The sequence below is a fragment of the Urinicoccus massiliensis genome, from assembly GCF_900120405.1.
GTDB classification, from domain to species: domain Bacteria; phylum Bacillota; class Clostridia; order Tissierellales; family Peptoniphilaceae; genus Urinicoccus; species Urinicoccus massiliensis.
In genome coordinates, this window is record NZ_LT635493.1 from 190,193 (window position 1) to 205,730 (window position 15,538).

Genomic DNA, 15,538 nt, shown 5'->3' on the forward strand with positions numbered 1-15,538 from the left:
AAACAAGAAAAAAGGCCTTCAGAAACCTGAAAGCCTTTCAAATACTCACTAAAAATTATAAGATAGCTTGGGCAGCTGTAATAATACTTAAGGAATAAACTTCGTCTTCGTTACATCCTCTGGACAAGTCGTTTACAGGATGGTTCAAACCTTGAAGAATTGGCCCAATGGCTTCAAAGCCACCAAATCTTTGGGCGATTTTGTAACCGATGTTTCCGGCTGCAAGATTTGGGAAAATAAAGGTGTTAGCATGACCTGCAACTGGGCTACCAGGTGCTTTTTTCTTGGCAACTGTTTCAACAAAAGCTGCGTCGAATTGAAGTTCCCCGTCAATTTTAATTTCAGGATGGTTTTCTTTTACCAGGGCAGTTGCCTCTTGAACCATGGTTACTTCGTCTGATTTTGCAGACCCCTTGGTGGAGAAGGACAACATGGCTACATGGGGATCCATGCCGAATTGTTTCCCGGTCATGTCTGTAATGACAGCCACTTCAGCCATGGTTGGAGCATCCATTTCCAGGTTGATGGCACAGTCACTCATAAGGTATTGTTCGTCCCCTCTAAGCATAACGAAAAGACCGCTGGTCCGTTTAAAGCCTTCCTTGGTCTTAATAATTTGAAGGGCAGGTTTTACTGTTTCCCCAGTGGTGTGAACAGCACCGGAAACCATGCCGGCAGCCCGACCAGTGTAAACCAAAAGAGTTCCAAAATAGTTTGGATCCTTGAGCATTTCAATGGCGCCTTCCTTGTCGATTTTTCCCTTCCGACGTTCTACAAAGGCATCTGCCAGGGCATCTGTATCATCATAATTTAATGGATCAATGACAGCAAGATTGTCAATGTTTAAGCCCTTTGCTTGGGCTGTTTCTTTAATCTTATCAATGTTTCCCAAAACAACTGGTGCTAAAATTCTTTCTTCTTGTAGACGAACACAAGCACCTAAAATCCGTTCATCTTCCCCTTCTGGAAAGACAATGCTTGGACATTGCGCGGAAACTTTACTTTTTAATTCTTCAATAAAACCCATTTTTCCCTCCATTTTTTTATATCTTTTCATTCAAGGGCCCTAGGGCCACTCTCTAAACCACTAATAATACTACCACTTAATCCACATATTTTCAAGGCCCTCAAGGCAAAAGAAAAAAGGTTCTATAATAAATGTTGGGGTCCCCCTAGACTCCAACATTTATTTTTTGCCATAAAAAATGCACTTATCTCTTTTTTCCTTTACAATAAAGTTACCACAACAAAATGAAAGGGTGAGATAAGTGCAAAACTATACTAACACAAATCTATTGAATTTAAAAGGTGTCTCTATTGACGAGGTGGTCTCTTTTGATGATCACATTGATGTAAAACTCCATTCTTTATACAAGGAGGGACTTTGTCCTGTTTGTGGTCATAAGACCTCTCGCATCCATGATTATCGTCTGCAAAGGATCCAACACACGCCTATTGGCTTGCGGAAGGTCTTTCTTTTTCTTCGGAAGAAGCGCTTTGTTTGTCCTCATTGTCAGAAGCGCTTTTATGAGTCTTTGGATTTCTTAGCTCCCTATTCTAGACGGACTAAGGATCTCCACTTCTTTATCCAAGACCAATTGAAGCAGGTCCGGTCTTTATCTTCTATTGCCAAGGACTTGGGTTTATCTTCCTCTTGTCTCACAAGCTATCTAAAGTTGGCTCCAAGGAGGCGGCCAAATCTTCCTCGGGTTTTAAGTATGGATGAGTTTAAGGGAAATGCTGGTGGGGATAAATACCAATGTATTTTAGTGGATCCAATCCATCACCAGGTACTGGATATTTTACCCTCTCGACGAAAAAAGGCTTTAATGGACTACTTTTCTTCTTTTCCCAAGGAAGAACGAAGAAGGGTGAAGTATGTGGTTATGGATATGAGTCATCTTTTCTACGCCGTCTTAAAGGAATTCTTCCCTCAGGCAACCTTCATTGCGGATAAGTTTCATTTTGCCAGACAAGTCTTTTGGGCCTTAGAGAATGTCCGCAAGACACGACAAAAGACAAGGGATGCAAAGTATCGTCTCTACTTTAAACGGTCCAAGTCCATCCTACGGAAAAAAGGCAGTCGGCTAAGCCCCGAAGAAAAAGAAAAGCTGGAACTAATGCTTTGGCAAGACAAGGAAATCAAAGAAGCTTATCTCTTAAAAGAACGCTTTTATGACGTCTTAGATGCCTCCAGCAAAGAAGAAGCAAGACAGGCCTTAGATAAGTGGCTGTGGGTTGCTAAAGAAAGTGGATTAAAGGAATTTAAAGCCAGTATTCGGGCCTATGAAAACTGGAAAGAAGAAATCCTAAACGCCTTTTCCACAGGCATCACCAATGGACAAACAGAAGGCTTTAACAACAAAATCAAAGTGATTAAACGGGTTTCCTATGGGTATCGGAATTTTGAGAACTTTAAGAGTCGCATTTTAATGGTCTTTCGGGCATAAAGAAGGGGCGAGAATGAATCTCACCCCAACATTTGACAAAGAGCCAGAAAAAACCACCCCCTGGGGGATGGTTCAAGCTTTCTCCACTACCGTCAGGACAAAAAGACGGACATTGGCCCTTTCATAAGTGCAGGTAACCAGGTTGATAATTTGGTCCTGGGGCTGCAAGTCATAGCCCGGGTCATAGACCGCTTCTTTTTGCAAGCGCCGGTAAAAATCCAATCTTTTCTCATATGTAGAGAAATCCCTAGGGTCCAGGATGGTTTGGCCAGAAAGGATCCCAGCCAAAACCGCCCTGGTCTTGATGGTCTTTTCCCCCGTGTCCAGGTAAAATTCCAGACTCCTGGGTTGGGTCTTGAAAGACTTCAAGGACCCGAACATCAAGTCATTTTTCATCATATGGCCATAAATCAGGATAAAGGGGTCTTCTAAAGACCCATTCCGATAGTCCATAAAAATCGCCCCTAGGGCATTTCTCTCCCCATTGGCCCCGGTGTGGAGGTAACGGTCGTTATCTCCGCCCCGGACCAGGGGATAGTCAATGGCCCCATCCTGGGACCGAATCCAGGCAAAAATGTCCGGATTCACAGCCCGGAGCTTGGTTAAGTCCAAGCCCCCATCTTGAGACCCCGGACCCTTGGAAAAAGCCTGGGTCTCAAGACCAGAATAGGCCTCCATTGACTTTTTTTCATCCACTTGAATTCGCAGGTAGGAAAGGGTCTTGTAGGCAAAAAAGATGGCCACAAGAATAATTAAACTATTGATAAAAAGTCTCTTCCCTTTCATAACCTGCTCCTAGTCTAGAAAATATTTTTTTCTCAAGAGGACCAGACCCACAAGAGCCAGTCCACTTAAATATACAAGGCCTAAGTCTTCTACAAGACCCGTCTTTGGCAAATTGTTTGGAGTCCGTGGCTTACGCGGTTTACCCGGCGTGTCCCCAGGAATATCTTGAGGATACTTGGGTTTTTCCCCTGGAGTTTCCGGTGGTTTTCCCGGTTCTTCCGGTGGAGTTTCCGGTGGAGTTTTGGGTTCTTCCGGTGGATTGTGGGGTGGTCTTTCAGGCTTTTCAGTGTTTTCAGCCTTCCATACAAAACCAAGACCCTCATCGTCCTTCAGTTGCCAAACCTTACCTTCAAATCCAGCCATGGGAACTTCTTGAAGTTCATAGTCATACTTGACTTCTTCTACTTTAACATTACCCTTTTCATCAATGGTGGTTGTCTTCTTAAAGATGGGTAGGTGGTCCAGCATGTCGGTAAAGTCATTGGCCTTGTTGGCCGTTAATTGACCGACCTTAACCCGCTTCTTGACACCATTTTCTTCAATGATTTGGTAGATGTCAAACTTAGCTTCTAAGTTATCAAGATTCTTTAGCTTTTGGCCATGACCATCTAGGAATTCCTTGAAGACCTTGATAAAGCGTTCCTTTTCAAGGTAGACAGTAACTGTGTTGAAACCTTCTACTTTGTTTTCAAAGGCCATTTCAGCCCCTGAATCCAATAGTTTCTTTAGGTCAAAGAAGTCTTTTGCATCACCAAGTTCATGCTTTTCTCCGTCTGTGCCAATATAGAAAACTTTTCCGTCTTCAATTTTAGCATCCAGGTTTGGAACCATCATGGGTAGGATAAATTCAGGAGCTTCACCGGCATTAACGCCGCCATCTGCTGATTTGACAAAGATACCTGTAACATCTTTTAACTTTAAGCCTGCTTTTTCAAGCTCTTCTTGAGTGTATTGGTTTTTACCAATTTGATACTTGATGATAAATTTATCTTTGTATTTGTCTTGAACTTGGACAAAGTCATTGAGAACTGGCTTAAAGCCCTTTCTTCCTTCAAATAGGTCTTTAAGTTCAACTTTTATAAGCTTTTCACCTACACGGCTGGTATCTTCGATATCAGTCTCAGCCTTATAGACAAGCTTGTAGTCAAATTTGTCGCCAAATTTCAACTTAGCATTGCCCTTGAACCATTCCTTGGCAGTTTTTCCATTGATAATTTTTCCTTTTTCATCATAGATTCTCAGAAACTTATCAACGCTGCCTTCCTTATCCTTTTTGATGGTAATATCTGTGCTTGCATAGTAAACTTTTCCATTGTCTTTAAAGATAGCATGGTTGGTATAAATTTCACCAATCCCATTTCCTTTACCAATATAGTCTTTAAATTCTTTCTTGTCCACTAGGACATTGTTTAGCTTAAAGGTAAAGTGCTTTGTAGTTCCAGTAGGTGCATCAAAGGCTGGTAGCCAAGCGATAACAGCTTGAACTTTTTCGCCATCTTTAACTGCCTTATCATAGGCTTTTTGCAATAATTCTTTTTGCTTTGGATCTTTTAAGCCATCGATATAAGCTTTTAGGTCTTCAACATATTGGTACTTGATGCCTGCTTTCCACTTATTAACGGCTTCTTCATTTTCAAATGATCCACCGCTAATTAATTTGTCAGAATGAACTTTAAGTTCAATTTTTTCACCATTAGAAAGCTTAAAGATATTTGGTAGGATGTCCATAATCAAGGTGCCATCTTGGTATCTGTAGTGACCATTGGCTGAATAGTCTCCGTCTTTGATTTGGCTCGTCTTACCAGTTTCTGCATCATAGATTTGCTTTTCTGTCTTGGTCATTTGGTTGACGCTGACACCAATGGTAAAGTTGATCTTTTGGTCTTTTTCAGAAAGATCGATATTCTTTTTATCAGACTCTTTCTTTACCTCTGGATGTTCTTCATTCGGTTTATCGTCTGTTTCTGGATAATCGATGGTTATGTCATCGTTGGCCTTAAAGCCGTCGTCACCCTTAGCATTCTTGCCAGGTGTTGGAGGCTCTTGGTCTCCACCGGACATTTCAATACACTTGCCAATGATACCAGAATGACAGATTTTTTCCTTCCAGTTGTTGTCTTCGCCATAGATGCCAGGACCTTGCTTTTGCTTGGGTAGCTTGTATTGGGCAAAGTTTTTAAAGGTTGGTCTGTTGTAGCCATCCTTAATCATATAGTAGGCAATTAAGTCAATTGGCTTGTTGCCATACTTTTGATTGAGAGTTTCTTTTACTTCTTTATCTGTTACAAGATCAGTAATTTTTACAAGCTTTGTCTTAGGATTTCCATCCTTATCTTTTACAGGATTTCCATCCTTATCTTTTACAGGATTTCCATCCTTATCCTTTTCTTCCGTTAGGATATACAAAGGATTGATTCGGCCACCTTTTGGATCCATCAGTGGCTTACCATCAATGGATAAGTCTCCTGATTCAAGTTCATTGCCTTTTTTAATAGTGTACTTGTTCCAAGCAAATTTTTCTTTTTCGCCACTTGCTGTAACAAGTGGAACAATCTTAGACTCATACTTTTCGTTCAGTCTTCTGTAGGCTTCTTCCATAACCTTAACATAGGATTCTTCTTTTGTATTCCAGTTATCCTTATCAAATCCATCTATTGTTTTAGTGAATTTTTCATCATTTACTACTTCCTTAATAAACTTGTTAAGGTACATATCCTTATTTGTCATTGGCTTGCCGAATTCATCGGTGTAAGGAATGTCCACATCTGGAACAATAACGGAAGTGATGCCAAACTTCTTGGTTCTTTGGGGTGTCATAGCACCACCGATAACCATGTTGGGTTTTAATTCAACCCGGATAGCGTTGAAACGCATATCGTCAAACTTGTAGTCGCCCTTGCTTGGATCAAGATACTTAAGATCCATGGTGTCCATTGCCTTAACCATGGCATTTCTGATATCTGCTAATTCTTCTGCAATTGCATCTGGAGTTTTATCCTTGCCATTTGCATCTTTTGTAGAAACTTTTTTAAGTCTTTCTTCAAAGAGATGGCTCAAAGTTCCAAAACAGTCACTTCTTGCATCATAGGTTTGTATTATGAACTTTTTAAAAGATTCTTGGAAGGCTTTTTTTGTTGCTTCTGCACTATCTTTAGCTTCAGCCTTAAAGTACTTGTCAGCATGTTCAATAAAGTCGTTACGTTGTTTTTCGTAAGCTTCTTGGACTGGACTGTAGAATTTATTATCTTTAGCTTTGTCATCTTTAGAATACTCTTTATTCTCTTGATAGAAGGCCTTGAGAACCTTAATTCTAATTTGTCCCTTTTCTGTGTCACGTGTCAGTTTAACAGTAAATGTCTTATCTTTTGGTTCTTTTGGTCCAAGTGTAAGTTCAGTTTCTGTCTTATCATCTGTAACAGCTTCTGTGTTATAACCTAGAGCATCTTCAATTTGCTTTCTTGTAATCATAAAGTCTTTTCCAACAGCTATAAAGTCGCCATCAAGATAGCCCCTGCTTACACCAAAACGAATGTTATCGATTTGGTCTAAGAAGAAGTATTGGTCAGTGCCTTTGAAGGTTGCTTTATCAAGAGCTTCTTCTTTTTCCTTTAGAGTCTCTTTCGCTTCTTCAAGAGCTTTCTTATTAGCTTCACTATTATTAGCTTTATAGGCTTCTTCAGCTTCTTCTACTGCTTTTTTGGCAGCATCATATGCTTCTTGAGCTTGTGTTGGGTCTTTTTTATCTTTAGCCTTTTTCCAGTTTTCTTTTGTGTCATTGATGATAATTTCATCATAGACTAGACGGTTGTCCATATTGTAGTCTTCTACTACGATGGAGGTGTCTCTGTCTTCTGGGAATAACAAGTCGCCTTTTTTCGATGTAAAGCCGATTTCCCAAAGTAGAGACCGCATTTTGTTTACTTCCTCTTCTTTGATAACTTGTTCATCTTTGTCTTGGATGACAACTTCGCCTTCATTGTTTAAGGCAAATTGTGCTCCCTCAAAGCGGTTTTTCAATTCTTTTTGGATAGTCTCAAGAAGTTTTAACTTATTTAGAGTCTCTTCATCTACCTTCTTCTTTTCGTCTTCAGTTTTTCCGTCATATACTTCTTTTTCTTTTAATAAAGGTTTCAGTAAGTTATCTCTTTGACGGTCAGTGGAATCCCTATAGAAGATATTGAAGAAGTTGTAGTTTGGAATACCATATTTTTCAAATTCTTCTGGTTTGTTCTTAAAGAATCTAGGATTTGTAATGTCATTGGTCTTTAGTGTAAAGTACCTAGTTACTGTCTTAGAATTTTCTTCTCCAAAAATAGAAACTTCTGTGTTGTTTTGGTTAGGATCCTTATAATAAGCTTTCACTTGAGCTTTGGCACTGTAAACAATGTCCTTACCAGCTAGGAAGCCAGGATACCTAAAGGCAAATTTTGCATTTTGCACTGCGTCAAAAATATCTGTTTCATTGGTGATAACTTTTTTAGCCTTATCTCCTTCGCCTAAAGTTTGAACAACTGCTTGACTATCGAAGCCTGCAATAATATTTGCATCTTTACCATCGGCACTTTCTAGGTAAGTTTGAGCACCTGAACCTTTTTTAACATAAGTTCTGCGTTCAACTTCAAAGTATTCCTTGGGATCAAGGCTGCCATAGTATCTTTGAATCTTGTCATCAGTAATTACCTTGTTGCCGTTATCATAAGTTTCTATGGTTTTTCTTTCAAGCTTTTCAGACTTTTTAAGGTCTTGGTAGTACTTGTCACCAATAACGTCTTTTTTGTCTATTGATACAAATTGATCTTTTTCCTTGTCATAGTAGTAGTGACCAACTTTGGCTGTATGACCATCATTGACAATGTAGTTTGTATTGTCAACAAAGATTGTTTCTTTGTTTTGTCCAACTGTGATGGTTCTATCACCATAGGTGACTTTGCAAACATTGCCGCTTTTTTCTTTTTTGGCTTCTATCTTTAATGCCTTCCCTTTCTCATCTTTCTTAATAGCATGAGTAAAGGTGTAATTATCGCCATCTTTTTCAACAGTAATGTTATTCATGAGACGACCAAACTTGTCAATCAGGTTTAGACCTGATTTGTATTCTAAGCCATCAACGATATAGTATTCAACTTTACCATCTTTAGTAACTTCTTTAAATACTGCTTTTTCAACTGGTCTTGCCCCAGCAGTTCCTTCTGTAACTTCTTTCCCAGTTCCATCAACCCAAGCTTTGTCTGTTCTTTTTAAGCCGGTTTGATTGATAAGGTAGCGATATTCGTCTTTTCCAATTTTTTGGAAAATTTTATCTTCTACGATGGTTCCACCGTAGGAAGTTTTATCTTTGCCTTTTTCTTTAACTGTAACTTGTGTTCCTTCAAAAGTTGGTGTAACAGTTGGATCTGCCTTGCCTTCTTTGTCATTAGAAACATTGCCTTCGTAAACTTCATTTTCCTTTTTATAGGAAATTAAGTCGTTACCACGGACTTCATAGGTTCTGCCGTTAGCAGTAACTTTTCCTTCTTTGAAGTCTCCAAGCTTTTCGTAAGAACCATCAGCATTCTTTTTCCAAAGGCTTTGAACCTTATGGTCCTTGTCCAGTCTAACTTGGTAAGTTACTGCATTAGCTCCTTCACCAAGTGTACCTTCAAGAACAGTTGTTGTTGTTATATCATGTTCTTTACCATTTTCATCAAGGTATTTTTTACCTTCAGTTGATTCTAGGATAGCATCTGTAAGTTTTTTGTTTTCAATGGGTTGCCCATCGTACATTAGATTGCCTTTTTCATCTACAGAGAAGTTTTTCTTATTAAACTTTTCTAAGTTTAATTTTAAGGTATACGTTCCATTTCCATTGTCATGGTAGTTAAGTCCTGACTTATGAATAAAGTCTGCAAAGTTTCCATTAAAGTTTTTTGGTGCAGTAATGGTAATGTCCACAGACGATAAGGGTAATGACCTTCCATTGGCTGAGTTCACTAAGACGTCGTCAATGTAGGCATTGTTCTTTTTGAGTTCTACAAAGAAATCATGGAGCTCTTTTGTGTTTTGGTCGACAATATTGTCCTCAGTTGCTCCTCCATCAATTTCTGGAATGTCCTCTTTTTCACCTGGTTTTTCTTTACCTGGTTTTTGGAGTCCCTTTCCGTTGAGGTTGGTGTAGTCTTCGTAGCCCTTCTTGGTAATTAAGAAGGTAGTTTCAACTTTATTGGCACCACCAGTACCTTCAAGCGTAAGTTTAAATCCTTCGTGGAAGGATGCCCTAAAGCCAGGCATATTGAACTTCAACTGGGCAATCCCAAAGTTTTGGTTTGCTTCTGTTGTAGTAAATGAATAAGTCCCGTCACCATTGTCTTTCAGTTCAACTGGTTTTCCATTTAAAAATACCAGGCTCTTTAAATTATCCTTCTCTACTTTTGGTAGGGTTGGATTTCCTACTTTTTCCAAATTTTTAATTGTAAAAGTAAATTCTTTCGGCTGGTCATTCTTATTAACTTGGAATAAGAGGTCTAGGCCAGTATCGTCAGGAATGTAATAAGTCTCCTTATTCTTCAATGGTTCCTTATTAGCTTTTCCATTGCTGTCTAGTGGGTAAATATAAATTTCAGGATCACCTTTTGCATAATTTGGAGTGACTTTACCTGATCTAATCCCCTCAATTAAAGCTTTTTCAGCATCCTTAAAGGCTTGAACGAGTTTGTCCAAGTCTTCTTTTTTAAGTGGATCTTTACTGGGGTCAAGAGCAGCTTCTAAGGCTTTTTTTGCCTTATCATAGGTATCGTAAAGATTTCCCTCATCCTTTGTAACTCCAGGAACATAGGGTGTTTCTTGAAGCTTGTTTACAGCGTCTTTTTCATCCCCTGTAAGGGCTCTTGGCGGTGTAAATTTTCCCAAAAGTTCATTGAAGTCATTAACATCTTTTGTTGTTAAAGTTCCTTTTTCCAACTTTTCATCAAGTTCTTTTTTCTTTTCCTTGATTTGGTTATACAGGGCAATTTGATCCTTGTCTGTTAGGCGCTTGGCTGTATCATCTGCATACTTATCGGATCCAGTTTCTTCAATCTTCTTAAAGAGCTTTTCATTGTATTCCTTTTGAAGTGCAGCTTCTGTTTTAGTGTCTTTTGCAGCGTTTGCCTTGTCAATTTGCTCTTGCAAGTCGCTTAAGCCTTTATCCCCTTTAGGGTCCACTTGTGGCTTGTCTTTTTTGTCTTCCCCTTTTGGATCAGATGCTTGCCCTTGACCTGGGTCCGGATTAGCCGGACTTGGATTCTCTTGGGAACCTGGGGCCGGGACCGGATTGGCCTGTCTACTTTGGCCAGGGGCCTTGGCTTCTTCTGAAGGTGTCGGCTGACTGCTGGCTGCTTCTACCGCTTTTGGGTTTTCCCCTTTTTCGGTCTCGTCGGGCTTACTTACTCGATTTTCGTCAGGCTCCTTAGAAGATGGATCTGCCATGGGCTTTTGGTCTTCCGGAGTCCCTCCTAGGTCTTGCTTGTTACCAGATCCTGGCTGGGTTTGGATTGGAGAGGCTGTATGAATAGATGGACTTGTAGGCATCAGGGCCTCTTTCCCCTCTTCAGGGTTGGCATAAATGGTCCCGGCTAAGCATAGGGTTAAAAAGCTTGTCGTTAATACTTGCCTCAATTTTTTCTTCATTTCTCTCCCTCCTTTCTTTTTATATTTAGGGTAAGATACCCTATCTCTATATTTTATACTTTATTGGTTCACATTACAATTCTTTTAGGAAAATTGTTTGCTTTTATGAAAAATTGTTCTTTTTTTGACTTGGGTCATAAAAAAACTCCGGAGCCTCAGGGGCTTCGGAGCTTGCTTCCTATCCAATTTTTAATGGATTTCTTCCAAGTGGAGCCGGCGACGTCGGCGGTTGAGGATTTCTTTTTTGTCTTGGATTTCTTCCTTCAAGGCCTGGATGGCTTCCGGATCTTGTCCTTCCTCCAAGAGCTGAATCAGGTCTCCTTGCCTTTGGATGATTTGGGTTTTTAAGAGGTTGGTAGGTTCCAGGTCGGCCTTGAGTTGGGCTTTTTCAAGGTCGATGTTTTCTTCAATGGCCTCTTTAATCCGCTTGCTTTCCAGGTCAAATTCTCTGAGTTTGGCCTTAATCCGGTCTGTCCGGTATTTTACATCGGGATAGGCGTTGATAAAGCGCCGGTAAAGGATGTTTTTATTGGTTACCAGGACCTTCATTTCTTGCCGGATGGCCTGGGTGTTGTCGGCCTTGGATCCTTCTACATTGACCTTGACCAGCTTCATGACGAAGTAGGACATCAAGAGGTCCACCAGCATAACCAGGACAATGGCAAGGGCCAGGCCTTGTTTCCAAACTAAGGGCATCAAGGCCAGCCCGTCCATAATCCAGGGTTCAAAGACTCGGTCTATGGCCAGACCTCCCAGGCCGAATAGGACCAGGTTGCCAATCCAAATTCTCCCGTTGAGGTTCATGGGCCGGTTGCTATAGTCCCACCACCTGGCATGGTATCTTGCCTCCAAAAAGTAAGAAACCAGGTATTCCACCAGGCCGCAAACCAGGAGGGAAATTAAAAAGACCAGGGCTGGGGAATGTTCTCGGAAGTTTTGGGTCACCAGGATGATGAGGATGGACCCCAGGCCGTAGATGGGACAATAGGGGCCAATGAAAAAGCCCCGGTTGATAAAGCGGCCAAAGTCTATGAATTTTAAGCTAACTTCTATCATCCAACCCAGGACTGAAAAGCTAAAAAAGAGGATGATGAGGTTGGTGAGATTTTCAGATGGCATGTTTTCCTCCTTGGGATTCGGGAATAGAAGAATCGACATGGGCCTAGGCTCCATGTCGATTTTAATTTTCTTATGGTCTTGGGGTCTTTCTTATAAGAGAATTCCTCCAAAGTGGATGAATAGGGGTGCAAAGACCAAGGATACAACAGTGATTAATTTAATCAAGATATTCAAGGATGGGCCAGAGGTATCTTTAAAGGGGTCACCTACTGTATCGCCTGTTACGGCTGCCTTGTGGGCTACAGTTCCTTTTCCTCCATGGGCTCCACCTTCGATGTATTTCTTTGCATTATCCCAAGCTCCACCGGCATTGGACATAAAGATGGCCATAAGAACCCCTGTAATGAGGGCTCCTGCTTGGAGACCACCCAGGGCTTCTGTACCGATTAAAACGCCAACTAGGATTGGAACGATTACGGCAATCATTCCGGGAACGATCATTTCTTTCAGGGCTGCTCCTGTGGAAATGTCTACGCATTTTGCGTATTCCGGTGCTGCTTTTCCTTCCATAATGCCGGGAATTTCTTTGAATTGACGACGAACTTCGTCAATCATGGCTCCGGCAGCATTTCCTACTGCTGACATGGTTAGGGCTGAGAAGGCAAAGGGAAGCATCCCTCCGATGAAGGTCCCAGCGATAACGGCGGGTTTAGAAATATCGATTCCTGTCAAGCCTGTGGTTTGAATATAGGATACGAAAAGGGATAGGGCTGTCAGGGCTGCGGACCCAATGGCAAATCCCTTACCAATGGCTGCTGTGGTGTTTCCAACAGAGTCTAGGGAGTCTGTAATTTCCCGTACTTCTTCTGGTAGTTCACACATTTCGGCAATCCCACCGGCATTGTCGGCAATGGGGCCGTAGGCATCTACAGCAATGGTGGATGCGGTGGTGGCCAACATTCCTACTGCAGCCAGGGAAATCCCGTAAAGGCCGTCAATGGCTTCTGTTGTTCCACCAGACAGGTTGTAGGCCAGGATGATTCCAATGGCCAGGACAATGATGGGTCCAACAGTGGACATCATCCCAACGGATAGGCCGGCAATGATGTTGGTAGAGTCTCCAGTAACGGATTCTTTGGCAATGTGACGAACGGGTTTGTATTGGTCTGCTGTGTAGTATTCTGTAATTTTAGAAATAATCAAGCCTACGCAAACTCCTACGATAACGGGAATAAAGAATTTTAAGTCCCCGAAGAAGTGGTTGGCCAAGATGGCAGATACGATAATGGTGATGATACTGGCAATATAGGTTCCCATGTTCAGGGCTTTTTGTGGGTTTTTGTCTCCACGAACGAAGAACATGGATACAACAGAGGCCAGGATCCCTACTGCTGCAATGCCGATTCCGTAAGATACGCCGGCTTCAGCATGGGATACAACTCCCAGGGTAATCACGGACAAAAGGGCTCCTACATAGGATTCGAATAAGTCGGCTCCCATTCCGGCAACGTCCCCTACGTTGTCTCCAACGTTATCGGCAATAACAGCCGGGTTTCTTGGGTCGTCTTCTGGGATTCCTGCTTCAACCTTTCCTACCAGGTCAGCTCCAACGTCGGCTGCCTTGGTGTAGATTCCTCCACCTACCCGGGCAAAAAGGGCGATGGATGAAGCTCCTAGGGAAAATCCGGTGATGATATTTGCATCTTGGAAGATATAATATAAGATACTAATTCCGATAATTCCAAGTCCAACAACGCAAAGTCCCATAACCGCACCACCTGAAAAGGCAATGTCTAGGGCTTTTCCCATTCCATGTTGGTAGGCTGCATTGGCTGTCCGAACGTTGGCCTTTGTGGCTACGTTCATGCCGATATAACCTGCACAAACACTAAATAGGGCTCCGATTAAAAAGCAAACGGCTGTTTTAAATGAAATGCCGATACCTAGGATAATAAATAAAGCGACAACAAAAATAATAAGAGATCGGTATTCTCTCTTTAAGAATGCCATTGCCCCATCGTGGATATGACCGGCAATTTCCTTCATCCGGTCGCTGCCTTCGTCTTGCTTGCCTACAAAGGATGCCTTGTATAGAGCAAAAACGAGAGCAAGTACACCCACTATGGCTGCAATAATTAAAATGTTCATAGTTTACTCCCCTCTAAAAATATTTACTTACAGTGCTGCAACTGCAATGAGCGCAACAATCATCACAATGGATGCGATCAAGGTTGTTTTTTCAAGCATTTGCTTGCGGCTTGTCCCTGCATAGGACCCCCAAGATGAATCGGCGGACCCGTCCAAGGTACCTAGACCCGCTTGCTTGGATTCTTGCAGCATGACGGCTACAATAACAACTAAACATGCAATTGCAATGATAACGGATAAAAGTGTACGCATAGTGACCTCCTCTACTACTTCATAATATATTGATTTTATCATATTTATACGGCTAATTCAACAAAAAGCTGGCCTAGCCTGTGGATTTTCTTGGATTCTTTTCTGCCGGCAAGACCTTCCCGGACAGGCGGGGTTTTTGCCAAAATTCGTCTGGCAAGCTCATGAGAACGACCCCAATAAAGATTAGGGTCATGCCCAAGAGGTCTGTCAGGGAAAAGACTTCCTTGAGCCAAAAAATACTAAAGATTGTGGAAAAAACGGACTCGGTTAGGCCCAACAGGGATGCAATGGTGGGGCCTACGACCCTTTGGCTGGCCAGGTATAGGCTAAAGGGTACCACTGTGCCAAAGATAACACAATAGAGGGCCGCCAAGAGGGAAAATCCACCCAGGTCCGGCAGGGCTTCTTGCCTTAAGATGCAGACCAGGACCATAAAGAGGCCCCCAATAACCATGGCCCAGCCGGCCACAATTTTTGTGGGATAGCGCAGGGTTAATTGCAGGGGGACAATATTGCTGACGGTGTAGCCCAACATGGCGATAAAGCCTGTCAAGAGGGTGATTCCTGAAATATGGAGCTGGTTAAAGTCCCCCTTGGTTAGGAGGAGGACCACTCCAACCACTGTCAGGACCAGGGCGATCCAGGTCATTTTTTGGGGCGGCACCTTCATAAAGACGGCGGAATAAAAAATCACCAGGAAGATTCCGCAGTATTGCAAGAGACAGGCTGTAGGGGCATTGGAATAAAAGATACAGGCATAGAGGGCAAATTGCATGACAAAGAGGCCGAAAATCCCGTAGAGAGCCAGCCAAACCAGGTTGGACTTGGTCTTTAGGATGTCGAAAATGTCCTGGCCAGAGGCCCGGGTTAATCCCAGGAGTAGGGCCCCACCAAAAAGAAGCCGCATGGCGGTAAGGCCTGCTGGGCTGAGGTTGGTGGTCCGGAAAAGATAGGCTCCCATGTTTCCATTTAACCCCCACAAGAGGGAGGTAAAGAGGATATAGAGGATGTTTTTTTGTTTAAGGGTCATGGCTGCCTACCTCCCGGGGACCTTTCTTCCCCAAGGAGCTTCCATGGCTTTCTTGCTTTATGTAAGGAGTCAGTCCTTGTCCGGGCTAGGGCCACTGGGCCCGGGGCGGATAAACTTTTTTTATCGTCCATGTCCTTTTCCTTTCTCTTTTGCTTCTTTTATTGTAGTG

The 15,538-nt window shown here is 42.1% G+C and carries 8 protein-coding genes; 1 reads left to right on the forward strand and 7 read right to left on the reverse strand.

Annotated features, from left to right (window positions below):
• Positions 1-55: 55 nt before the first annotated feature.
• Complete coding sequence (pta, locus tag BQ7400_RS05630) at positions 56-1,027, reverse strand: phosphate acetyltransferase (protein ID WP_034437566.1); 972 nt, start codon at positions 1,025-1,027, stop codon at positions 56-58.
• Between the two features lie 268 nt (positions 1,028-1,295).
• Between pta and BQ7400_RS05635 the strand changes: the two genes are divergently transcribed.
• On the forward strand, positions 1,296-2,450 hold the full coding sequence (locus BQ7400_RS05635; protein WP_165478613.1) for an ISL3 family transposase: 1,155 nt from the start codon (positions 1,296-1,298) through the stop codon (positions 2,448-2,450).
• 72 nt (positions 2,451-2,522) lie between these two features.
• On the opposite strand, the gene BQ7400_RS05640 is transcribed toward BQ7400_RS05635, so the two are convergent.
• The 6 genes from BQ7400_RS05640 to BQ7400_RS05665 form a co-directional block, all read right to left on the reverse strand.
• The gene (locus BQ7400_RS05640) at positions 2,523-3,236 is read right to left on the reverse strand and encodes a class B sortase (protein ID WP_072469750.1); all 714 of its coding nucleotides are present in this window, start codon (positions 3,234-3,236) and stop codon (positions 2,523-2,525) included.
• A 9-nt stretch (positions 3,237-3,245) separates the two neighbouring features.
• A complete protein-coding gene (locus BQ7400_RS05645) occupies positions 3,246-10,880 on the reverse strand; it encodes a hypothetical protein (RefSeq protein WP_072469751.1) in 7,635 nt (2,544 codons plus the stop codon).
• Between the two features lie 189 nt (positions 10,881-11,069).
• Positions 11,070-11,999: a putative ABC transporter permease gene (locus BQ7400_RS05650; RefSeq protein WP_180371961.1), complete on the reverse strand. Its 930-nt coding sequence runs from the start codon at positions 11,997-11,999 to the stop codon at positions 11,070-11,072.
• A gap of 90 nt (positions 12,000-12,089) precedes the next feature.
• Positions 12,090-14,087 (reverse strand): sodium-translocating pyrophosphatase, encoded by a 1,998-nt coding sequence (locus BQ7400_RS05655; protein WP_034437562.1) that lies wholly within the window; start codon positions 14,085-14,087, stop codon positions 12,090-12,092.
• Positions 14,088-14,114: 27 nt separating this feature from the next.
• Complete coding sequence (gene secG, locus BQ7400_RS05660; protein WP_034437561.1) at positions 14,115-14,339, reverse strand: preprotein translocase subunit SecG; 225 nt, start codon at positions 14,337-14,339, stop codon at positions 14,115-14,117.
• Positions 14,340-14,412: 73 nt separating this feature from the next.
• Positions 14,413-15,369, reverse strand: coding sequence for a DMT family transporter (locus tag BQ7400_RS05665; protein WP_034437560.1), 957 nt, complete (start codon positions 15,367-15,369; stop codon positions 14,413-14,415).
• Positions 15,370-15,538 lie beyond the last annotated feature (169 nt).

Bases quoted from the DNA above. Each gene is read 5' to 3' on its own strand.
- pta (WP_034437566.1), bottom strand. From the start codon at position 1,027: ATGGGTTTTATTGAAGAATTAAAAAGTAAAGTTTCCGCGCAATGTCCA.
- BQ7400_RS05640 (WP_072469750.1), bottom strand. From the start codon at position 3,236: ATGAAAGGGAAGAGACTTTTTATCAATAGTTTAATTATTCTTGTGGCC.
- BQ7400_RS05645 (WP_072469751.1), bottom strand. From the start codon at position 10,880: ATGAAGAAAAAATTGAGGCAAGTATTAACGACAAGCTTTTTAACCCTA.
- BQ7400_RS05650 (WP_180371961.1), bottom strand. From the start codon at position 11,999: ATGCCATCTGAAAATCTCACCAACCTCATCATCCTCTTTTTTAGCTTT.
- BQ7400_RS05655 (WP_034437562.1), bottom strand. From the start codon at position 14,087: ATGAACATTTTAATTATTGCAGCCATAGTGGGTGTACTTGCTCTCGTT.
- secG (WP_034437561.1), bottom strand. From the start codon at position 14,339: ATGCGTACACTTTTATCCGTTATCATTGCAATTGCATGTTTAGTTGTT.
- BQ7400_RS05665 (WP_034437560.1), bottom strand. From the start codon at position 15,369: ATGACCCTTAAACAAAAAAACATCCTCTATATCCTCTTTACCTCCCTC.